At 63.5% G+C, this 22,258-nt stretch carries 16 protein-coding genes; 12 read left to right on the plus strand and 4 right to left on the minus strand.

Annotation, left to right across the window (positions count from 1 at the left end):
- Nucleotides 1-91 precede the first annotated feature (91 nt).
- The 5 genes from M1D97_RS02370 to etfB all read left to right on the plus strand — a co-directional run bounded on the left by M1D97_RS02370 (nucleotide 92) and on the right by etfB (nucleotide 6,880).
- Nucleotides 92-622: a DUF5943 domain-containing protein gene (locus M1D97_RS02370; RefSeq protein WP_456269147.1), complete on the plus strand. Its 531-nt coding sequence runs from the start codon at nucleotides 92-94 to the stop codon at nucleotides 620-622.
- 15 nt (nucleotides 623-637) lie between these two features.
- Nucleotides 638-2,710 (plus strand): dimethylglycine demethylation protein DgcA, encoded by a 2,073-nt coding sequence (dgcA, locus tag M1D97_RS02375; RefSeq protein ID WP_456269148.1) that lies wholly within the window; start codon nucleotides 638-640, stop codon nucleotides 2,708-2,710.
- Nucleotides 2,711-2,797: 87 nt separating this feature from the next.
- Nucleotides 2,798-4,807, plus strand: a complete 2,010-nt coding sequence (locus M1D97_RS02380; RefSeq protein WP_456269149.1) for a (Fe-S)-binding protein — start codon at nucleotides 2,798-2,800, stop codon at nucleotides 4,805-4,807.
- The gene (gene etfA, locus M1D97_RS02385) at nucleotides 4,804-6,081 is read left to right on the plus strand and encodes an electron transfer flavoprotein subunit alpha (protein WP_456269150.1); all 1,278 of its coding nucleotides are present in this window, start codon (nucleotides 4,804-4,806) and stop codon (nucleotides 6,079-6,081) included. Before M1D97_RS02380 ends, etfA begins: the two co-directional genes overlap by 4 nt.
- Complete coding sequence (etfB, locus tag M1D97_RS02390; RefSeq protein ID WP_456269151.1) at nucleotides 6,071-6,880, plus strand: electron transfer flavoprotein subunit beta; 810 nt, start codon at nucleotides 6,071-6,073, stop codon at nucleotides 6,878-6,880. The genes etfA and etfB overlap by 11 nt, the downstream gene beginning before the upstream one ends.
- Nucleotides 6,881-7,059: 179 nt before the next feature.
- Here etfB and M1D97_RS02395 read toward each other — a convergent pair whose 3' ends face one another.
- The gene (locus M1D97_RS02395; RefSeq protein ID WP_456269152.1) at nucleotides 7,060-8,808 is read right to left on the minus strand and encodes a sodium:solute symporter family protein; all 1,749 of its coding nucleotides are present in this window, start codon (nucleotides 8,806-8,808) and stop codon (nucleotides 7,060-7,062) included.
- Between the two features lie 201 nt (nucleotides 8,809-9,009).
- A complete protein-coding gene (locus M1D97_RS02400) occupies nucleotides 9,010-10,593 on the minus strand; it encodes a BCCT family transporter (protein ID WP_456269153.1) in 1,584 nt (527 codons plus the stop codon).
- A gap of 189 nt (nucleotides 10,594-10,782) precedes the next feature.
- Between M1D97_RS02400 and M1D97_RS02405 the strand changes: the two genes are divergently transcribed.
- On the plus strand, nucleotides 10,783-11,022 hold the full coding sequence (locus M1D97_RS02405; RefSeq protein ID WP_456269154.1) for a hypothetical protein: 240 nt from the start codon (nucleotides 10,783-10,785) through the stop codon (nucleotides 11,020-11,022).
- 97 nt (nucleotides 11,023-11,119) lie between these two features.
- On the opposite strand, the gene M1D97_RS02410 is transcribed toward M1D97_RS02405, so the two are convergent.
- Nucleotides 11,120-12,406 carry an aromatic ring-hydroxylating oxygenase subunit alpha gene (locus M1D97_RS02410; protein ID WP_456269155.1) on the minus strand — a complete coding sequence of 429 codons (1,287 nt, stop codon included), beginning with the start codon at nucleotides 12,404-12,406 and terminating at the stop codon, nucleotides 11,120-11,122.
- A gap of 357 nt (nucleotides 12,407-12,763) precedes the next feature.
- Between M1D97_RS02410 and M1D97_RS02415 the strand changes: the two genes are divergently transcribed.
- A complete protein-coding gene (locus M1D97_RS02415) occupies nucleotides 12,764-13,870 on the plus strand; it encodes an FAD-binding oxidoreductase (protein WP_456269156.1) in 1,107 nt (368 codons plus the stop codon).
- Between the two features lie 112 nt (nucleotides 13,871-13,982).
- Here the strand turns inward: M1D97_RS02415 and fdhA are convergent, their stop codons facing one another.
- The gene (fdhA, locus tag M1D97_RS02420) at nucleotides 13,983-15,170 is read right to left on the minus strand and encodes a formaldehyde dehydrogenase, glutathione-independent (protein ID WP_456269157.1); all 1,188 of its coding nucleotides are present in this window, start codon (nucleotides 15,168-15,170) and stop codon (nucleotides 13,983-13,985) included.
- Between the two features lie 366 nt (nucleotides 15,171-15,536).
- On the opposite strand from fdhA, the gene glyA reads away from it, so the two are divergent.
- Genes glyA through M1D97_RS02445 form a run of 5 tightly spaced genes read left to right on the plus strand, consistent with a single transcriptional unit; the run spans nucleotide 15,537 to nucleotide 22,232 of the window.
- Nucleotides 15,537-16,868: a serine hydroxymethyltransferase gene (gene glyA, locus M1D97_RS02425; protein WP_456269158.1), complete on the plus strand. Its 1,332-nt coding sequence runs from the start codon at nucleotides 15,537-15,539 to the stop codon at nucleotides 16,866-16,868.
- Between the two features lie 46 nt (nucleotides 16,869-16,914).
- Complete coding sequence (locus M1D97_RS02430) at nucleotides 16,915-18,165, plus strand: sarcosine oxidase subunit beta family protein (RefSeq protein WP_456269159.1); 1,251 nt, start codon at nucleotides 16,915-16,917, stop codon at nucleotides 18,163-18,165.
- Nucleotides 18,166-18,176: 11 nt separating this feature from the next.
- The gene (locus tag M1D97_RS02435; protein WP_456269160.1) at nucleotides 18,177-18,566 is read left to right on the plus strand and encodes a sarcosine oxidase subunit delta; all 390 of its coding nucleotides are present in this window, start codon (nucleotides 18,177-18,179) and stop codon (nucleotides 18,564-18,566) included.
- Entirely contained in the window at nucleotides 18,563-21,604 is a 3,042-nt protein-coding gene (locus M1D97_RS02440) for a sarcosine oxidase subunit alpha (protein ID WP_456269161.1), read from the plus strand. The genes M1D97_RS02435 and M1D97_RS02440 overlap by 4 nt, the downstream gene beginning before the upstream one ends.
- Nucleotides 21,597-22,232 carry a sarcosine oxidase subunit gamma gene (locus M1D97_RS02445; RefSeq protein ID WP_456269162.1) on the plus strand — a complete coding sequence of 212 codons (636 nt, stop codon included), beginning with the start codon at nucleotides 21,597-21,599 and terminating at the stop codon, nucleotides 22,230-22,232. The genes M1D97_RS02440 and M1D97_RS02445 overlap by 8 nt, the downstream gene beginning before the upstream one ends.
- The last annotated feature ends 26 nt before the right edge of the window (nucleotides 22,233-22,258 follow it).

Below are 22,258 nucleotides of genomic sequence, written 5' to 3' on the forward strand. Positions count from 1 at the left end.
CTGACCCGCTGCCCCGACCCGGTTTCCCATCGCCTATCGGGACCGACACCGGCCCCTGACCTGAATAACGACAAGCTTGAGGAAGACGACCGTGACGAAACAAGCTCCCGAACTCCCGATTGAAGTCGACAGTGAAACCGGCATCTGGACCACCGATGCCCTGCCGATGCTTTACGTACCGCGTCATTTCTTCATCAACAACCACATGGCCGTCGAAGAGGCCCTGGGTGCCGAGAAATACGCGGAGATTCTCTATCACGCCGGCTACAAGAGCGCCTGGCACTGGTGCGAGAAGGAAGCCGAGCTTCACGGTCTGGAAGGCGTGGATGTCTTCGAGCACTACATGAAGCGACTGTCACAGCGCGGCTGGGGTCTTTTCATTACCGAAGAGATCGACCTGGAGGCCGGCACGGCCCGCGTGCGACTCGAGCACAGCGCCTTCGTCTATCAGATGGGCAAGGTGGATCGCAAGGTCGAGTACATGTTCACCGGCTGGTTTGCCGGCGCCATGGACCAGATTCTGGGCGCCCGTGGCAGTGACCTGCGCACCGTTGCCGTACAGACCCAGAGTGGCGCCCAGCAGGGCCACGATCACGGTCTGTTTGTTGTCACGCCCGCGTAACCGAGGATCCTTGCAATGGCATTCGAAGCTCTGTTCAAGCCGATCCAGATCGGCAAGCACACCATCCGCAACCGTGTGGTCAGCACCGCTCACGCCGAGGTGTACGCCACCGACGGCGGCATGACCACCGACCGCTATGTCAAATACTACGAAGAGAAGGCCAAGGGGGGCTGCGGCCTGTGCATCTGCGGCGGCTCGTCGATCGTGTCCATCGACAGCCCGCAGGCCTGGTGGAGCTCGGTCAACCTGTCGACCGATCGCATCATCCCGCACTTCCAGAATCTGGCGGATGCCGTGCACAAGCATGGCGGCAAGATCATGATCCAGATCACCCACATGGGGCGTCGCTCGCGCTGGGATGGCTTTAACTGGTCAACGCTGGTGTCGCCGTCCGGCATCCGCGAGCCGGTCCACCGCTCGACCTGCAAGACGATCGAGGAAGAGGAGATCTGGCGTATCGTCGGTGACTTCGCCCAGGCCGCGCGCCGGGCGAAGGAAGGCGGCCTTGACGGCGTCGAGCTGTCCGCCGTGCACCAGCACCTGATCGACCAGTTCTGGAGCCCGCGCGTCAACAAGCGAACCGACCAGTGGGGCGGCAGCTTTGAAAACCGCATGCGCTTTGGCATGGAAGTGCTCAAGGCCGTGCGTGAAGAGGTCGGCGATGACTTCGCGGTGGGCCTGCGCATCAGTGGTGACGAGTTCCACCCGGACGGTCTCGATCATGACGAGATGAAGCGCATCGCGGCCTACTACGACGCCACCGGCCAGATCGACTATTTCGGTGTGGTGGGCTCGGGCTGCGATACCCACAACACCCTGGCCAACGTCATCCCCAACATGTCCTATCCGCCGGAGCCGTTTCTGCATCTGGCCGCGGGCATCAAGGAGATCGTCAGCGTTCCGGTCATTCACGCCCAGAACATCAAGGACCCCAACCAGGCGCAGCGTATTCTGGAGGGCGGTCACGTCGACATGGTGGGCATGACGCGCGCCCATATTGCCGACCCGCACCTCATCGCCAAGATCCAGATGGGGCAGGTGGATCAGATCAAGCAGTGTGTCGGCGCCAACTATTGCATCGACCGTCAGTACCAGGGCCTCGATGTCCTGTGTATCCAGAACGCGGCTACCTCGCGCGAATACATGGGCCTGCCGCACATCATCGAGAAAAGCGAAGGGCCAAAGCGCAAGGTCGTGGTGGTCGGCGGTGGCCCCGGTGGCATGGAAGCGGCGCGCGTGTGCGCCGAGCGCGGCCATGATGTCACGCTGTTCGAGGCGCTGGACCAGATCGGCGGTCAGATCACCATTGCTTCGAAAGCACCGCAGCGCGATCAGATTGCCGGCATTACCCGCTGGTATCAGCTCGAGCTGAATCGTCTGGAAGTCGATCAGCGCGTGGGGACGAAGGCCGATGAAGCGACCATCGCCGATCTGCGACCGGACGTGGTGATTCTGGCCACCGGCGGGCAGCCGTTCCTCTCCCAGGTACCGGAGTGGGGCTATGACGAGGACACGGGCAAGAGCCTGGTGGTCAGCACCTGGGCCATCCTCAATGGCGACGTCGAGCCGGGCAAGAACGTGTTGATCTTCGACACGATCTGCGAATTTGCCGGCGTCTCCGCCGCGGATTATCTGGCCGACAAGGGCGCCCGCGTCGAGATCGTGACCGACGACATCAAGCCCGGCGCTGCGGTGGGTGGCACGACCTTCCCGACCTACTACAGAAGCCTGTACGAGAAGGAGGTCATCATGACCTCGGATCTCGCGCTGCATAAGGTCTATCGCGAAGGCGATTCACTGGTGGCTGTGCTGGAAAACGAGTACACCGGCGCCCAGGAAGAGCGGGTCGTGGATCAGGTGGTGGTCGAAAACGGGGTGCGTCCGGACGAGGCGCTGTACTACAGCCTCAAGGAGCAGTCGCGCAACAAGGGTCAGGTCGATCTCGAAGCGCTCTATGCGATCGAGCCCCAGCCCTGCCTGTCCGAGACCGGTGACGGCTTCGTGCTGTTCCGTCTGGGCGATTGCACCGCACCGCGCAACACGCACGCTGCCATCTATGACGCGCTGCGGCTTTGCAAGGACTTCTGAAACAATAACGCTGTAAGAAGCTGAACGTCATGGACCAAAGGGCCCGTGACGTTCGGTGCTTACGGTGTCTCCGAGAGGAGAGACGCCATGCTTGATATCCTTTTGCCGATCCTGTTGTTTTCTGCGCTCGCGCTGGCCGTCATCGGCGCGGTTCGCCGTATCCGTCTGTGGCGCCAGGGGCGGCCCTCTCCCGTGCCCATCGTCAAGGGGCTGATGCAGGTGCCCAGGCGCTATCTGGTCGATCTGCACCACATCGTCGATCGCGACAAGTACATTTCGAAGACCCACGTCGCCACGGCCGGCGGCTTCGTGCTGGCGGCCCTGCTGGCCGTCGTGGTGCACGGCTTCGGGCTGGACAGCGTTATTCTCGCCTGGGTGCTGCTGGTCGCCACGGTCAGCATGTTCGTGGGCAGTCTCTTCGTGGCCAAACGCCGTAATCCGCCGCCCTCGCGACTGTCGAAGGGGCCCTGGATGCGCCTGCCCAAAAGCCTGATGGCCTTCTCCATCGGTGTGTTCATGGTCACGCTGCCCACGGCCGGCGTCCTGCCGGCCGACGCCGGCGGCTGGCTGATCGCACTGGTGCTGGCGGCGGTCGTCACCTGGGGGCTGGGCGAGATGTTCTTCGGCATGACCTGGGGCGGGCCGATGAAGCACGCCTTTGCCGGCGCCCTGCATCTGGCCTGGCATCGTCGTCCCGAGCGCTTCAGCACGCCGCATAACGCCAGTGCCGCGCGCTCCAGTGGCCTCAAGGCGCTGGATCTGGAGGCATCCGACAAGCCGCTGGGCGTTGAAAAGCCCACCGACTTTACCTGGAACCAGCTGCTGGGCTTTGACGCCTGCGTGCAGTGCGGTCGCTGCGAGGCGATGTGCCCGGCCTTCGCTGCCGGTCAGCCGCTCAACCCCAAAAAGCTGATTCAGGACATGATCGTCGGCATGCGCAACAGCACCGACGCCGACTATTACGGCTCACCCTATCCGGGCAAGCCGATCGGCGAGCACGGCGGCAGCCCGAACGGGCCAATCGTGCCCCGCGAGGGTCGCGCGCTGGTGGATGCCGAGACGTTGTGGTCCTGCACCACCTGTCGCGCCTGCGTCGAGGAGTGCCCGATGATGATCGAGCACGTCGATGCCATTGTCGACATGCGCCGCTTTCTGACGCTCGAGCACGGCAACACGCCCAACAAGGGTGCCGAGGTGCTGGACAACCTGATCGCCACCGACAACCCCGGCGGCTTTGACCCGGGCTCGCGCCTGAACTGGGCGGCGGATCTCAATCTGCCGCTGATGGCCGACAAGGGCGAAGCCGAGGTGCTGCTGTGGCTGGGTGACGGTGTCTTTGACATGCGCAACCAGCGCACGCTGCGCTCGCTGGTCAAGGTGCTGCGTGCCGCCGACGTCGATTTCGCGGTGCTCGGCAACGAGGAGCGCGACAGCGGTGACGTGGCGCGCCGTCTGGGCGATGAAGCCACCTTCCAGGCGCTGGCGAAGCGCAATATCCGCACCATGAGCCAGTATCGCTTCTCGCGTATCGTGACCTGTGACCCGCACAGCTTCCACGTGCTGAAAAACGAGTACGGCGAGCTGGGCAGTGCCGACATGCCGGCCGACTACGAGGTCTATCACCACAGCACCTATATCAATGAGCTGGTCAAGGCCGAGCGCCTCACCTTCAAGGCCTGGAAGGGCGGCAGCGTGACCTATCACGATCCGTGCTATCTCGGTCGCTACAACGGCGAATACGAGGCCCCGCGCGATGTGCTCAGGGCGCTGGGGATCGAGGTGCAGGAGATGGCACGCTCCGGTTATCGTTCGCGCTGCTGTGGCGGTGGCGGCGGTGCGCCGATCACCGATATTCCCGGCAAGCAGCGTATCCCGGACATGCGCATGCAGGATGTGCAGGCCACCGGTGCCGAAACGGTCGCGGTAGGCTGTCCGCAGTGCACGGCCATGCTGGAAGGCGTGGTGGAGCCGCGCGCCGACATCAAGGATATCGCCGAGCTGGTGGCCGATGCGCTCCTCGCCGATGCTCAGACGGAGAAGGGCGCGTCGAAGGGTGCCACGCAGACCGAGCGTAATGTCGAGGAGGTAACGTCATGAGCGAGCTTGTTCGTCGCGACCCCCGCAAGGAGTGGATCGCCCGCAACCGTCTGCACCCGCAGCATCTCGAGGTACTGGCCGAGAGCGGCGGCGCAGTAGCCAGTGAATGGATGGGGCCCAACGGGGTGATGCGGCGTAATCCGCACGCCGTCGGCTTCACCGGACCCAACGGCATTCGCCGCATTGACCGCAGCGGTGCCCAGCAGGCGTCGCAGGCGCCGGGGCGCAGTGCCGAGGCGAAGGACAGCCGTCGCCGCGTCACCATCGAGTCGCCGGCCTTCACGGTGGCTGTGGTACCGGACATGGCCGGCGGCCGCCTCTCGGGGCATGATCGCGATGTGCTGGGCCTGGCGCGCCAGCTGGCCGACGCCGATCCGGACAACCCCGGCGCGGTGCTGGCGATCCTCTATGGCGAGCACAAGGAGGTCACCTTTGACGAAGCCGGCATCGATCAGCTGCTGACGCTGGAAGGCGAGCAGTTTGACGGCTACACCCCCGAAAACCGGATTGCGGCCCTTCAGGGCGTGGACCGGGAAATCTCGCCGCGCTACTGGCTGCTGCCCGACTCTACCCAGGGCGGCGGCGAGCTGGGCCGACGCCTGAGCGTGCGGCTGGGCGAGCGGGCGGCCACCCAGGTCTGGCAGGTCGAAGCCGACAGCAACAGCGCCACCGGCTGGCGCTGCACCACCCGCGGGGCGGCCGGCACCACCGATATCGTTCGCGATCTGCCGCGCGTCGTGATTGCCCTGGCCGAATGCGCCGATCCGATCACCGAGACCCGTCACGCCGCCGAGCCCATCGAGCTGTCGCAGCCGTTGCCCAACGTGCTGGGGCGTATCGAGGACGTCGGTGAGGTGGCGGTCGACCCGGCCAGCGTGTCGCTGGCCGAGGCCGAGTTCATTCTCTCCGCCGGCAACGGCGTCAAGGACTGGGACAACTTTCACCACGCCGCCGACGTGCTCGGTGCCACCAAGGGCGCCTCGCGCGTGGCGGTTGACGATGGCTACATGCCGCGCGACCGACAGGTCGGTGCCACGGGCACTTGGGTGTCGGCGAAGGTCTACGTGGCCGTGGGCATCTCCGGGGCCATTCAGCACCTGCAGGGCATTCAGACCTGCGAGAAGGTCGTGGCCATCAACCTCGATGAGGGCTGTGACATGGTCAAGCGCGCCGATCTCGCCGTGATCGGCGATGCCAACGCCATTCTGGCCGCCCTGGTCGAGCGTGTGGAACGCTACCGTGCCGAACAGGAGGGCAGCCGCGATGCCGCTTGAAGCACAGTCCCCCAACGCTGCCGGGCTCAACGTGGCCGTACTGGTGTCGATCGGCCGTCACCCGCTGACGGCCCGCACGCGGCGCGCCGATCAGGATGCCCGCGCCGTGGAAATGGCGCTGGGCCTCAAGGGCGCCTCGGTCAATCTGATGCATGCCGGGCAGCATGACAGCGACCACGAGGAGGCCATCCGCGGCTATCTGGGCATGGGCATCGATGAGGTGCGGCTGCTCGAACAGACGCCTCAGGCCGATGTCGTGCCGGCGCTGACCGATGCCCTGCGCGCTGGTGCGCCCCAGCTGGTACTGACCGGCACGCGTGCCGAGACCGGCGAGGCCTCCGGCATGCTGCCCTACCTGCTGGCCGAGGCACTGGGATGGCCGGTCATCAACGGACTGGCCGCGGTCGAGTCGGTCGAAAAGGGCGTGGCCACGGTGCTGCAGGCCCTGCCCCGGGGCAAGCGCCGCCGCCTGCGGGTGCGTCTGCCGGCGATTGCCACCGTTGATACCAGCGCCCCGGCGGCGCGCCAGAGCGCCTTTGGTCCCGCCAGGCGTGGTGAGCTGGACATCCAGCCACAGACCAGCGAGGCCGATGAGGCCCTGGCCCAGTGGCGCATTCAGCCGGCGCGCAAGCGGCCCAAGCGTCTCAAGGTCGTCAAGTCCTCCTCCGCCCGCGACCGTTTCAAGGCGGCCGCTGCCAAGGCCGAAGGCGGTGGCGGACAGACCCTCAACGATGTGACCCCGGAGCAGGGCGCCGAGGCCATCTTCAAGCTTCTCAGGGAAGAGGGCGTGCTGCGCTGATCGTCTGCCATCGGCAGACACAGGATCGCAGACACCGGTTAAAAAAAGGGATTAAAACGCATTGTGCCCCGCCTTTTGGCGGGGCGTTTTATTGCGTTGAAGAAACGGAAATCGGGCGGCGCTGACAGGCTCGCGCGCCCACGAAGCGACCGGCCCTGGCGGCCGGTCGAAGGCAGGCATCAGGTGGTGCGGGCCGCCTGGTCGCTGTCGGCGGCCGTCTGCCGTCGCTTGCTCACCACCCAGTAGCCTGCGCCGCCGGCGGCCAGCAGCATGGTGCCGCAGCCGATCGCCAGCGCGTAGGCCCCCGTGGTGGCCTGTTCGGAAACGTTGAACTGCCCCGCCAGTGCGGCCAGCGTGTCGGCGTACTGCACCCACAGAAAGATCCCCACGGCGATGCCGGCCAGCATGGTGCAGGCGGCAATGACGCGCGTGCCGGAGATCCAGTTGGCACTGACCTCACGATCGTATTCGTGCAGAAAGTTGCGATACGCCCGCTGAATGTCGGTGACCCGGGTCATTTTGGAGGCCACGATGATCGCCACCAGCGCCGCCAGGGTGCTGAGCACCACCGGGTGCAGATAGACGGGCAGCGAAATCCACTGCGCCTGATCCATTAGCGACAGGGCGATATTGCTGACAAAGCCGACCGTCAGACCCCAGCCGGCACCGGCGGCGGTAATCCGGCGGCTCCAGACGCTCATCAGCGCCACCGGCCCCCAGGAGGAGGCAAAGAGCGTGGCGGCAAACCAGACCACCGCCATGACCGCCGGCGACTGAAACAGCGCAATGATCAGCGATACCACGCCGGCGCCCAGAATCGACAGGCGGCTGGCACGCATGGCGGCCTTCTCGCTGCGATTGGGCGGCAGGATGTCGTTGGAGATGCTGAAGCCGATGATCGACAGAAAGGTCGAGCACGACGACAGCCCGGCGGCAAAGACGCCGGTGAGAATCACCACGCCCAGCCAGGTCGGCAGAACGTTGAGCGAGGCCCAGACCATGGCCCGCTCGCCGTCGAGCCCGCTGTCATACAGATTGACGGCGGCGCCGGTCATCATCATCAGCGCATAGAATACGGCCAGCGCCACGGCGGTGAGCATCGCCGAGCGCATCACCACGTGCTCGTTGCGGGCCATGAGATAGCGGCTCGACTGCCACGGGCTGGCGGCCAGTACGGCGGCCCACACCAGCCCCAGCGTAATGCCCCAGGTCAGCGCCTCGCCCGGCGTCGAGAAGGTGGCGTCCGGTCCGTCCAGCATGCCGTGCCACAGTGCGATATCGGGCTTGTCGGTCTGGGCCAGCAGGCCCTCGATGACGCCGTGCCAGCCGCCCAGGTCCTGCAGGATATAGACCGAGCCGCCAAGGGCGGCCAGCGAGAAGATCACGAACATGATGGTGTCGGTGATCATCACGCCCTGGGAGCCGGAGTAGAGGATAAAGCCGGTATAGGTCAGCCACACCAGTACCAGCCCGGTCCAGTAGGGCAGGCCGGTCAGTTCCGAGAACATGATGCCGGCGCCCTGCATGACCCCGATCAGATAGGCGCCCAGGCCGATGATGGTGGTCAGTCCGGCGATCATCTGCACGCGCCGGGAGTCAAAGCGCTTGCCAAAGAACTCCGGCACCGTCTTCGCCTCGCTGCGCCGCAGGTAGCGGCCGAAGGCCAGCGCCCCCAGCAGACACCCCGAGGTGCTCATGGCGGCGAAGATCAACATCACGAAGGGGTAGCCGTCATAGGCAAAGCCGGTTTCGCCCAGGAAGGCGCTGGTGCTCAGATAGCTGGCCACCAGCGTGCCGAGGATAAAAAAGGTCGGTGCGTTGCGCCCGGCCACCAGGTAGTCGTCGAGATGCTTGACGCGCCGCCCGGCCAGATGACCGATCAGGAAATAGCCGACGAGACTGCACAAAATGGCGATGGTGTAGACCATGGAAGGCTCCAGCGTGGTAGGTCTTGTACTACTTGTCCGAAAAGCATGTCGTGAGACGGCCGGTCACTCATGCTCGCCAGCGTCACGGGAGATGGCATTTACGACATGGCCATGTGGAAAACGACAGGGCCGCCCCGCGGGGCGGCCCTGTCATGTCACGCTGGTTTTTCGGGGCCGGGCTTTCGACCCGGCGCCACGGGCTCATGAGACGGCCGCCGGCCGTCCGGGCGCGGCCGGGCCGTAGTGCTCGCGGTGCAGGCCCATGTAGAGGCTGGCGCACATCAGAAGCAGCACGACGGTAAAGGGCAGTCCGGTGGCGACGGCGCCGGCCTGAAGGGCGCTCATGGCGGTGGTGCCGCCGCCGTAGAGCAGCACCCCGGCAATCGAGCCCTGCATGGTGGCCCAGAACACCCGCTGGCCGCGCGGCGTGTCGGTCTTGCCGCCGGCGGTGATGTTGTCGATGACCAGCGAGCCCGAATCCGACGAGGTGATGAAAAACACCAGCACCAGAACGATCGCAAGCGTTGAGGTCACACCGGACAGGGGCAGCTGCTCGAGCATGTGAAACATGGCCAGCGAGACATCGTCGATACCACCGGCCAGCTTGCCGATGTTGTTGGTGACCTGATACAGCGCCAGCCCACCGAAGGTGCTCATCCAGATCAGGGTGACCAGGGTCGGAATGACCAGTACGGCCACCAGGAATTCACGCACCGTGCGCCCTTTCGAGACGCGCGCGATGAACATGCCGACAAAGGGCGACCATGAGATCCACCACGCCCAGTAGAAGATGGTCCAGCCGTGATACCAGCTGCCATCGTCACGACCGATCCAGTTCGACAGCGGCAGAAGGTGGGTCATGTAGGCCGACGCCGTGGTGCCGATGCCGGCAAGGACGGTCAGCGTCGGGGCGACCGCAATGACAAATGCCAGCAGCAGTGCGGCGATGACCATGTTGAGGTTGGAAAAGAGCTTGACGCCGCCATCGATACCGCGCCAGACCGAGATCAGGGTCAGTACGCTGACCACGATGATAATGGCCAGCTGGGTGCCCAGCGTATTAGGGACATCAAAGAGATAGGCCAGCCCGCCAGCGGCCTGGGAGGCGCCAAAGCCCAGCGAGGTGGCAAGGCCGAAGACCGTCGCCAGCACCGCCAGGATGTCGATGACATGGCCGGTCCAGCCGCGGGTATGCCTGCCGAGGAGGGGATAGAAGGCCGAGCGCAGCGTCAGCGGCAGGCCGCGGTTGTAGGCAAAAAAGGCCAGCGACAGTCCCACCACACCATAGATGGCCCAGGGGTGCAGCCCCCAGTGAAACATGGTGGCGCCCAAGGCTGCGCTCGCCCCTTCGGCGGTGCGGGCCGGGGCGTTGAGCGGGGTACCATACCAGTCGGTGTAGTAGGCTACCGGTTCCGCCACGCTCCAGAACATCAGCCCGATGCCCATGCCGGCGGCAAAGAGCATGGCAAACCAGGACATGCGCGAAAACTCGGGTCTGGCCCCGGGCCCGCCCAGCCGAATACGGCCGACCGGCAGCACGATCAATGCCAGACAAAAGAGGACGAAGACGTTACCGGAGATCATGAACAGCCAGTCGAAATGCGCGATGGACCAGGTCTTCGCCAGTCCCAGCTGTGCGTTGGCCATATCGGGATAGATCAGGGCGTAGACCAGAAAGGCAAGAATGGTGACGGCAGAGAGCGGAAAGACGGGATGGTGAAAGTCCATGCCCATCATCTGTTTGTTGTCCTGGCCCGACGTCAGCAATGGGGCACGGTCATCCATACGCGGTCCTCTTTGTTGTTATACAACCAGCCCCCTTCGGCTGTAGCGCATTCTTGTGCGCTCCTTTAGAAGACATTTGTTTAAAAGCGACGTCGACATATCCATTGCCGCTGGGGCGGGCGCGCCATTGGTCTATTGCCTTTAATATCGACTGGCAGGCAGACCAAAGGGCAACAGGAGGGCGTTGGGATGATGATTGTCGATCTGATCGATGGCGATGATTTTCGGGAGCGGCTGGTAGCGCTTGGCGTCCATATCCCCGAGGGCGCAGGCCCGGATACCTGTGCCCGCATGGCGCTGTGCAAGCACCGGGGCGAGGGAGTTGATGGGCTGAAAGAGCTCGTGGATGAGATGGTCAGACGGTCGGATATTCTATTGCCGTCGGTGCGACAGGCCATCGAGAAATATCTGCTGCCGGCACTGAATTGAAATACCCCTGCTGACATGAAAAAGGGACTGGCGCACAACACGTGGCCAGTCCCTTTACCGTCATGCCCTGTCTTTCAGACGCCTCCGGGGCAGAAAATTACCCCTTGGCCAGATGCAGGGCCGGCGCCTCATGACCCATGTGGGTCAGCATGCGCTCGCTGTACCAGTTAACGAAGTCGATGACACCGAATTCGTAGGTCTCGGAGTAGGGGCCGGGCTGATACGCCTTCGAGTTGATGCCGCGCTGGTTCTCTTCGGCCAGCTGACGATCCTGATCGTTGGTGGCGTCCCAGACGTGGCGCAGGCGTTCGGGATCGTAATCCTCGCCTTCCACGGCGTCCTTGTGCACCAGCCACTTGGTCGTGACCATGGTGCGCTGCGGGCCGAGCGGCAGCACCCGGAACACCACGGCGTGATCGCCCATGAAATGGTTCCATGAGTTGGGCAGGTGCAGAATGCGCAGCGAGCCCATGTCGGGGCTGGTCAGACGACCCATGAGCTTCTTGCTGCCCGGCTTGCCGTCCATGGTCATGGAGACCACGTTATCCAGTAGCGGGGTACGGGTCAGCCGGTTGCGCTTGCCGAAGCGCTTGAGCTGCCAGGGCACCTGTTCGCGGTTCCAGTCGGCCTGCTTGCGGGTGACCAGCTCCTTGTACTTCTCGGTAGCACGCGGGTCTTCGGTGTCGTCAAACTCGATCAGCGAGTTCAAAAGCTCCGGGTGTGCGCCGTTGCAGTGGTAGCACTCGCGGTTGTTCTCGATGACCAGCTTCCAGTTTGCCTGTTCGACGATGGAGCTCTGCGTCGCCACCTTGACGTTGTCCATGTCGTACGGCTCGAGATAGTGCTCGAGCGAGACCAGAAAATCATCGATCGCGGGCGGCTCTTCACTGAGATTGATGAAGATAAAGCCACCGGCCGTGCGGACGTTGACCGGCTTGAGACCGAACTGGTTCAAATCGAAATCGGTGCCCATGTCGCTGCCGGCAAACAGCAGGCGACCGTCGAGTTCATAGGTCCACTGATGGTACGGGCAGACCAGCTTGGCGACCTTGCCCTTTTCACTGGTGCAGAGCCGTGATCCGCGGTGGCGGCAGACGTTGTGGAAGGCATGGATCACGCCTTCGGCACCGCGGACGATGACGATCGGATTGTCGCCGATCTCCAGCGTCATGAAATTGCCCTTGGCGGGAATTTCACAGGTCATGCCGGCGAAAAGCCACTCCTTCTCGTACACCTCCTGCATGTCGAGTGCGAAGAATCGGGCGTCGTTGTAGAACGGCTGAGGCAGTGAGTAGGTGGGGTTTCGGTTCTGAAGCAGGTCGGTTGCGGCCTGGCGTGCCTGATTCAGAGCGTCATCCGGTCCATAAGAAGCTGTCATGTCCATACCAAAAATCCTTTTCATTGTCGCCTGTGCGCGAAAACGACAATACGGTTGAGCGGATATTATTTGTGTTGTCTGACCTGGTATTCATGCATGGAGAAAAAATTCATCCTGATGGTTGGCGATTGTGATACAGGGTCATGCCCCCCCGGTTGTCTACCCGCGACATGAAAGAGTGTCACGACGACCTGACACTCTGGTACGGGAGAAAAAGTGGGGATGAAAGGTATGTGTGTGTCGCTGACAGACAAGCTCGGGGTGGGAGGCGTCACCAGAATGCCAGTTGGAAAGGGTGTCGACCCGTGTCGTCAACACGGATCGACGAGCGCATAGCTGCGGCACTGCCAGGCAGAGATCATCATGACAATGAACTTTTACAACCCGGTTACCACTCAGACCTGGACCAATGGCCGCCATGAGGTGCGTTGCGTCAAGATCATCCAGGAAACCTGGGATGTACGGACCTTCTGCTTCATGGCGGAACAGCCCGTTCTCTTTTTCTTCAAGCCGGGTCAGTTCGTGACTCTGGAGCTTGAGATCGAAGGTGAGCAGATCATGCGCTCCTATACGATCTCCAGTTCACCCTCCATCCCCTACAGCTTCTCGATCACCGTCAAGCAGATTCCCGGCGGCAAGGTCTCCAACTGGCTGCATGCCAATCTGAACGTCGGCGACAAGATTGCCGTACACGGCCCCGTTGGCAACTTCAACTCGATCGATTACCCGGCCGACAAGGTGCTGCTGCTGTCCGGTGGCGTCGGCATCACGCCGCTGATGTCGATGACCCGCTGGTTCTTTGACACCAACGCCAACGTGGATGTCGAGTTTATCCACAGTGCCCGCGCGCCGCGTGATGTCATCTATCACCGCGAGCTGGTGCACATGTTCTCGCGTATTCCGGAGTTCAAGCTGCACATCGTCTGTGAAAAGAAAGAGGATATCGGCGAGGCCTGGGCCGGCTATCGCGGCTTTCTGACCCAGCCCATGCTGGAGCTCATGGCGCCCGATTTCATGGAGCGCGAGATCTTCTGCTGCGGCCCCGTGCCCTACATGAACGCCATCAAGAACATCCTGCGCCAGAACAACTACGACATGGATCACTACCATGAAGAGCTGTTCGGGGCGACGCCGGCCGACGTCAAGGAAGATGCGCTGGAGCTGGCCGAGCGGGCCGAAGAAGCGGCCGAAAACATCGACGAGTCGGATCTGGTCAATATCGAGTTTGCCACCTCCGGCAAGAGCGTCCAGATTCAGCCCGGCGAAACGGTGCACAGCGCCGCCGCCCAGGTGGGGCTGCATATTCCCAAGGCCTGCGGCATGGGCATCTGCGGCACCTGCCGGGTCGGGCTCAAGTCGGGCGAAGTGGACATGGAGCACAACGGCGGAATTACCGACGAAGACATCGAGGAAGGTTACATCCTGTCGTGCTGCAGCCGTCCGAAGGGCGATCTGGTCGTCGATTTCTAGACCGTTTGACCTGCGGGTGGTGGTGCGCCGCCATCCGTCTTTTTATCTTCGGGACATTAAAAAACGCTCATGGTCATGGCCATGAGCGTTTTTGCGTCTGCCTTCAAATGGATCAGGCAGCGCCCAGCATGCCGTGCGGGTCGAGCACAAACTTGCTGGCCACGCCGGCATCAAACTCTTCGTAGCCTTTCGGCGCATCTTCGAGCGTGATGATCTGGGCGTTGACGATTTCGGCAATGTTGAGACGACCGTGCAGGATGGCCTGCATCAGCTGACGGTTGTACTGCACCACCGGGGTCTGACCGGTATGGAAGGAGTGGCCCTTCGCCCAGCCCAGACCAAAGCGCAGGCTCAGACTGCCGGTCTGTGCGGCCTTTTCGGTCGCGCCCGGGTCTTCGGTGACATAAAGCCCCGGGATGCCGATGGAGCCGGCCTCGCGGGTCACTTCCATCATCTGGTTGAGCACCACGGCCGGCTGCTCCTTGCCACCATGACCGACCGCCTCGAAACCGACCGCGTCGATGGCGCTGTCGACCTTGGGCTCGCCGACGACAGCGGCGATCATTTCACCGAGACGGTCGTGCTTGTTCAGGTCGATCGGCTCAAAGCCCATCTTGCGGGCATGCTCCAGACGCTTGTGGTTGAAATCGCCGATCATGACCACGGCGGCACCCAGCAGACGGGCCGAAGCGGCCGCCGCCAGACCCACCGGGCCGGCACCGGCCACATAGACGGTCGAGCCTGCGCCAACGCCGGCCTTCAGTGCGCCGTGGAAGCCGGTCGGGAGGATGTCGCTCAACATGGTCAGGTCGCGAATCTGGTTCATCGCCTGATCGCGGTCCGGGAACTTGAGCAGGTTAAAGTCGGCGTAGGGCACCATGACGTAGCGCGCCTGACCGCCGACCCAGCCGCCCATGTCGACGTAGCCGTAGGCGCCGCCGGCACGGTCATCGTTGACGTGCAGGCACAGGCCGGTATGGCCTTCCTTGCAGGTCCGGCAGCGGCCACAGGCCACGTTGAAGGGCACGGAGACGATGTCACCGATGTCGAGAAACTCGACATCACTGCCCTTTTCGATCACCTCGCCGGTGATCTCGTGACCCAGCACCATGCCCTGGGGCGCCGTGGTACGGCCGCGCACCATGTGCTGGTCGGAGCCACAGATGTTGGTGGACACCACCTTCAGGATGACCCCGTGATCGATGGGCTTGCCGTTGGGCGTTTCCATTTTCGGGTAGGCAATGTCCTGGACCTCGACCTTGCTCGGGCCCATGTAAACCACGCCGCGGTTATCTGACATGCTGGAACCTCCTGGTGCCATCACTTGCGTTTAAAGAGACCAGGCCAGCAGGTCGCGTATTGCACTAGAATGGTGCATTAGAACGGCCTGAACGGATGCCTGGAAGGCTAGAGTGGAACAGGGGGGCCGGGGAGAGTTATCCGTGGGCGACGTTTCAAGGTGCCCGGGCGACCTCGTTATCCCATGGTCTTATGCCCTGTGGCCGATGACAGGCATGTCGCAAATACACCAGGCAGTGACGTGGGCAAGCATTCCGGGGCGGGGGAGCAGCGATACCATCGCTACAGGATAGCGCGCAATGCAGGGTTCCGGCACCGCGCTCGACCGGATTTCGCATAATAAACGACCTGATGACAAGGAGGCGTGATGCTTCATCATGGTTTCTCCCCCAGCGCTCAACTGTCGGAATACGACACGGACCTGGCCGAGGCGATCGCTGAAGAGACACAGCGACAGGAAGCGCATATCGAACTGATCGCTTCCGAAAACTACACCAGCCGCTACGTCATGCAGGCGCAGGGCACCCAGCTCACCAACAAGTACGCCGAGGGCTACCCGGCGCGGCGCTATTACGGCGGCTGCGAGTTCGTCGACAAGGTCGAGGCCATGGCGATCGAGCGCGCCTGCGAACTGTTTGGCTGCCACTACGCCAACGTGCAGCCGCACTCCGGCGCCCAGGCCAACGCCGCGGTGTTCATGGCGCTGGTCAAGCCCGGCGATACCATTCTCGGCATGAGCCTGGCCCACGGCGGTCACCTGACCCACGGTGCGGCGCCGAACTTCTCCGGCAAGTACTACAACGCCGTGCAGTACGGCCTGAACCCGGACAACGGCCAGATCGACTACGACGAAGTGGCCGCGCTGGCCCGCGAGCACCAGCCGAAGATGATCATCGCCGGCTTTTCGGCCTATTCGCGTGTCATCGACTGGCAGCGGTTCCGCGAAATTGCCGATGAAGTCGGGGCTTATCTGATGGTCGACATGGCGCACATCGCCGGTCTGGTCGCCGCGGGTCTCTATCCGAGCCCGCTGCCTCATGCCCACGTCGTGACCACGACCACCCACAAGACCCTGCGCGGCCCGCGCGGCGGATTGATCCTGTCGGCCGACAGTGACGAGACGCTCTACAAAAAGCTCAACGGCGCGGTTTTTCCGGGCCAGCAGGGCGGTCCGCTCATGCACGTGATCGCCGCCAAGGCGGTGGCCTTCAAGGAAGCGATGAGTTCGGATTTCATCGACTACCAGCGTCAGGTGCTTGCCAACGCGCGCGCCATGGCGGATGTCTTCATCGAACGCGGCTTTGACGTGGTCTCCGGCGGCACCGATGACCATCTGTTTCTGGTCTCGCTGATCAAGCAGGGCGTGACCGGCAAGGACGCGGATGCCGCACTCGAGCGCGCTCATATCACCGTCAACAAAAACGCCGTGCCCAACGATCCGCAAAGCCCGTTTGTCACATCGGGGCTGCGTATCGGCACCCCGGCGGTCACCACGCGCGGATTCATGGAGCAGGACTGCCGCGAGCTGGCGTCCTGGATCTGCGACATCCTGGATGTGCTCGAGGCGCAGGAGGATACCGAAGCGGTCGAGAACGAGGTGCGTGCCAGGGTGGAATCCCTGTGTGCCCGGCATCCGGTCTATGGCCAGAGCACCGACCAGGCGGATCAGCGACTCGAGAGTGAAGCCTCCGTAGTCTGAACACGGTCGACAGCAGGCTCCATCGGGGCCGATCAAGGAGAAAGTCATGCAACGTTATTCCGGCTTCGGCCTGGTTAAACATGCACTCGGTCACCATGAGAACTGGGAGCGCCAGTGGCGCAACCCGGAACCCAAGAAGAAATACGACGTCATCATCGTCGGTGGCGGCGGTCATGGTCTGGCCACGGCCTACTACCTGGCCAAGGAATTCGGCGTCAGAAATGTCGCCGTGGTTGAAAAGGGCTGGCTGGGCGGCGGCAACACCGCCCGTAACACCACCATCGTGCGCTCCAACTATCTGTGGGACGAAGCCGCACGCCTTTACAACCACTCGCTGGATCTGTGGAAGGGCCTGTCGCAGGATCTGAACTACAACGTGATGTTTTCCCAGCGCGGTGTGCTCAACCTGGGCCACACCCTGCAGGACATGCGCGACATCCAGCGCCGCGTCAATGCCAACCGTCTCAACGGCGTTGACAGCGAGGTGGTGACACCGCAGCAGATCAAGGAGATCGAGCCCGAGATCGATATCTCCAACCGGGCGCGCTATCCGATCATGGGTGCCTCCTGGCAGAAAAGCGCCGGTGTGGCGCGCCACGATGCGGTCGCCTGGGGCTTCGCCCGCGGCGCCGACTCCTACGGCGTGGACCTTTTGCAGAATACCGAAGTGACCGGCTTCAAGATTCGTGACGGCAAGGTGCTGGGCGTGCACACCAACCGCGGCGACATCGAGGCGCCCACCGTGGGCTGTGTGGCCGCCGGCAACTCGGGCGTACTGGCGGAAATGGCCGGCATCAAGCTGCCGCTGGAGTCGCATCCGCTGCAGGCGCTGGTGTCCGAGCCGCTCAAGCCGATTCTCAATACGGTCACCATGTCCAACCACGTTCACGGTTACGTGAGCCAGTCCGACAAGGGCGATCTGGTCATCGGCGCCGGCATCGACGGCTATCTCGGCTACGGTCAGCGCGGCAGCTACCCGACCATCGAGCACACCCTGCAGGCGATCGTCGAGATGTTCCCGATGTTCTCGCGGGTGCGCATGAACCGTCAGTGGGGCGGCATTGTGGATACCTGCCCGGACGCCTGCCCGATCCTGTCCAAGACGAAGGTGAAGGGGCTGTATTTCAACTGCGGCTGGGGCACCGGCGGCTTCAAGGCCACCCCCGGTTCGGGACACATCTTTGCTGCCAGTCTGGCAAAGGGTGAGATGCATCCCATCGCAGCGCCCTTTTCCATCGACCGTTTCCATACCGGCGCGCTGATCGATGAACACGGCGCGGCCGGCGTGGCGCACTGAGGAGAGCCATCATGTTTTATATCTTATGCCCCTACTGCAAGGAGCACCGCGAGGAAGAGGAGTTCCATCCCCGCGGTCAGGCCCATCTCCTGCGCCCCGAAGATCCGGAAAATGCCAGCGACGAAGAGTGGGGCGACTACCTGTTCTTCCGTGACAATCCGCGCGGCATTCATCACGAGATGTGGGTGCACTCGGTCGGCTGTCGCAAGTTTTTCAACATCACCCGCAACACGGTGACCTACGAAATTCTTGAAACCTATCCGATGGGTGAGCAGCCGACGATCACGGCAGACAATCCCGATGTTCGTCACGAGCAGGGGACCCAGACGGCCGATGGTGGCTGGCAGACCGTTGGTGCCCAGCCCGAGAACAAGGCGCTCAACGAGGAGGCCTCGTCATGACCCAGACCAACCGAATCTCGGCAGGCGGGCGCATCGATCGCTCGCGCGGTCTCGAGTTCACCTTCAACGGGCAGAGTTATCAGGGCTTTGCCGGCGATACTTTGGCCTCGGCACTGCTGGCCAACGGCGTGGATATCGTCAACCGCAGCTTCAAGTATTCGCGTGCCCGCGGCATCGTCGCCGCCGGCGCCGAAGAGCCCAACGCGCTGGTACAGCTGGGCGCACGTCCGGACACCCAGGTGCCCAACGTGCGTGCCACGCAGCAGGCGCTTTACGATGGTCTGGTGGCGCGCAGCACCAACGGCTGGCCCAACGTCCAGCGTGACGTGATGAGCTGGGTCGGCAAGCTGGGCGGCAACTTCATGCCGCCGGGCTTTTACTACAAGACCTTCATGTCGCCGGCCTCGATGTGGATGACCTACGAGAAGTACATCCGCATGGGGGCTGGTCTGGGGCGCGCGCCGACCGAGTCCGACCCGGACATCTACGACCACATGCACCATCACTGTGACGTGATGGTCGTCGGTGCCGGCCCGGCCGGTCTGTCGGCCGCCCTGAGCGCGGCTCGCAGCGGTGCCCGCGTGATTCTCTGCGATGAGCAGGAAGAGATGGGCGGCTCGCTGCTGGACAGCCGCGAAACGCTGGATGATATTGCTGCCGTGCGCTGGGTCGAGCAGACGCTGACCGAGCTGGGCTCGATGGACAACGTGACGCTGCTGCCGCGCACCACCGCCAACGGCTATCACGATCACAACTTCATCACGCTGCACGAGCGTCGTACCGAGCATCTGGCCGATACCGCCAGCGATGCCGGCTTCCCCGGCATGCCGCGTGCCCGCATGCATCGCGTCCGCGCTACTCGTGTGGTGCTGGCCACCGGCACCCACGAGCGTCCGCTGGTGTATGCCAACAACGACCTGCCCGGCAACATGGTCGCCGGCGCCGTGTCGAACTTTATCCGTCGCTATGCGGTCGTGCCCGGCAACAGCCTGGTGCTCACCACCAGCAACGATCATGCCTACCGGGCCGCGCTGGACTGGCAGGAAGCCGGGCGCAAGGTCGTGGCCATCGTCGATGCGCGTTCCAACCCCGACGGCGACCTGGTCCGTCAGGCCCGCGACAGCGGCATCCGCGTCATCACCGGCAGCGCGGTGATCGAGGCGAAGGGCACCCAGCGCGTCAGCGGCGCCCGCGTCTCGGCGATCGATCTGGATCACTTTGTAATCACCGGCCGGATCGAGGACCTGGAGTGCGACACCATCGCCAGCTCCGGCGGCTACAGCCCGGTGGTTCACCTGGCCTCGCACACCGGTACCCGTCCGCAGTGGGACGACAAGCTGCTGGGCTTTGTGCCCGGTGAGGTCAAGGGCATGTTGACCGCCGGCGGCGTGGCAGGGCACTACGGTCTGGGCGAGACGCTGGCCGACGGCGCCCGCGCCGGTCGTCAGGCCGCCATCGACAGCGGTATCGAGGATGCCGAGGAGCTCAAGCTGCCGACGACCCGATCGCGTCGTGATGGCCCGGCCTGCGCCATCTATCAGGTGCCGCACGAGAAGAAGGGCCTGCGCGTTCCCAAGCAGTTCGTCGACATGCAAAACGACGTGACGGCCTCGGCCATCGAACTGGCCATCCGGGAAGGCTTCGAGTCCATCGAGCACGTCAAGCGTTACACCGCGCTGGGCTTTGGTACCGATCAGGGCAAACTGGGCAACATCAACGGCATGGCCATCGCCGCGCGCTGCCTGGGCCGGTCGATCCCCGAGGTGGGCACCACGGTCTTCCGCCCGAACTACACACCGATCACCTTCGGTGCCATTGTGGGGCGTCACTGCGACGAGCTGTTCGATCCCAAGCGCTACACCGCGCTGCATCAGTGGCACGTCGAGCACGGCGCCGAGTTCGAGGATGTCGGCCAGTGGAAGCGCCCTTGGTACTTCCCGCGTCATGCCAACGGCAAGAAGGAGAGCATGCACGACGCGGTCGCCCGTGAGTGTCTCGCCGTGCGCCAGGGCGTGGGCATTCTGGACGCCTCGACGCTGGGCAAGATCGACATTCAGGGCCCCGATGCGCGTGAGTTCCTGGGCCGCGTCTACACCAACAAGTGGGCCAAGCTGGCACCCGGCCGCGTGCGTTACGGCCTGATGTGCAAGGACGACGGCATGCTGATGGACGACGGGACCACCAGCTGCCTGGGCGACAACCACTTTCTGATGACCACTACCACCGGCGGGGCGGCCTCCGTACTGGAGTGGCTGGAAGTCTGGCACCAGACCGAATGGCCGGAGCTGCAGGTCTACTTCAACTCGGTGACCGACCACTGGGCCACCATGACCGTGACCGGGCCGGACGCGCGCAAGCTGATGTCGGAAGTCACCGACATCGACCTTGATCGCGAACAGTTCAAGTTCATGGACTGGAAGGAAGGCAACGTGGCCGGTGTCCCGGCGCGCGTGTTCCGAATCTCGTTCACCGGCGAGCTGGCCTACGAGATCAACGTCCAGGCCAACTACGCCATGCAGGTCTGGAAGACCCTGTTCGAGCACGGCGAGAAGTACGATCTGACCCCCTACGGCACGGAAACCATGCACGTGCTGCGCGCCGAGAAGGGTCTGATCATCGTCGGTCAGGACACCGATGGTTCGGTCACGCCCGAGGATCTGGGCATGCACTGGGCGATCGGCTACGACAAGCCGTTTCACTGGATCGGCAAGCGCGCCCTGAGTCGCCCGGACACCATGCGCGGTGACCGCAAGCAGCTGGTGGGCCTGAAGCCGAAGGATGCCAGCGTGGTACTGGAAGAGGGCGCGCAGATCGTGCTCGACCCCAGCGAGGGCATTCCCATGAGCATGGTGGGCCATGTGACCTCGAGCTACTACAGCCCGGAACTCGAGAGCGGTTTCGCGCTGGCCGTGCTGAAAAAGGGCCGCGAGCGCATGGGGGAAACGGTGTATCTGCCCATGTCCGACGGCAAGGTGCACGAGGCCGAAGTGGTCAGCACTGTCTTTATCGACCCCAAGGGAGAGCGCCAGAATGTCTGACGTCCAGCAATTCCAGAGTCGCCCGGCCGACACCTCAAGGGCAGAGTCCCCGCTGGAGTGGTCGCTGCACGAACAGAAATCGCTGCCGCACGCCTCCAATCCGGGCGTGATCCTGAGCGAAAAGCCCTTCATGGGCCATCTGATCCTGCGCGGCGGCGCCATCGTGCTCGACGAGGCGGTGCGCGAGGTGATGGACCTGGCCCTGCCGTCGAAGCCGCTGGCACTGGTCAGCGATGACAGCGGCGAGCGCTCGATCCAGTGGCTCTCCCCGGATGAGTGGCTGGTCATCGTACCCGGTGGCGAGGAGTTCGAGCTGGAGCAGAAGCTGCGCAAATCGCTGGGCCAGGCGCATTTCAGCATCGTCAACGTCAGCGGCGGTCAGACGGTACTGTCGCTGACGGGCAATCGGGCCCGTGAGGTGCTGATGAAGTCCATCTCCTACGACGTGCATCCGCACGCGTTCCCGGTCGGCAAGGGCGTCTCGACGACCTTTGCCAAGGCCACCATCATCCTGCGCCGGGCGCGGGAGGATGGCTGGGAGCTGGTGGTGCGCCGCAGCTTTGCCGACTACTGCTACCGCTGGCTGCTGGATGCCTCGAAGGAATACGGGGTCAGCGTCACCCGCTAATCAGGCATGAAAGGGCCGGAGGCACT

It is taken from the genome of Kushneria sp. AK178 (genome assembly GCF_053903105.1).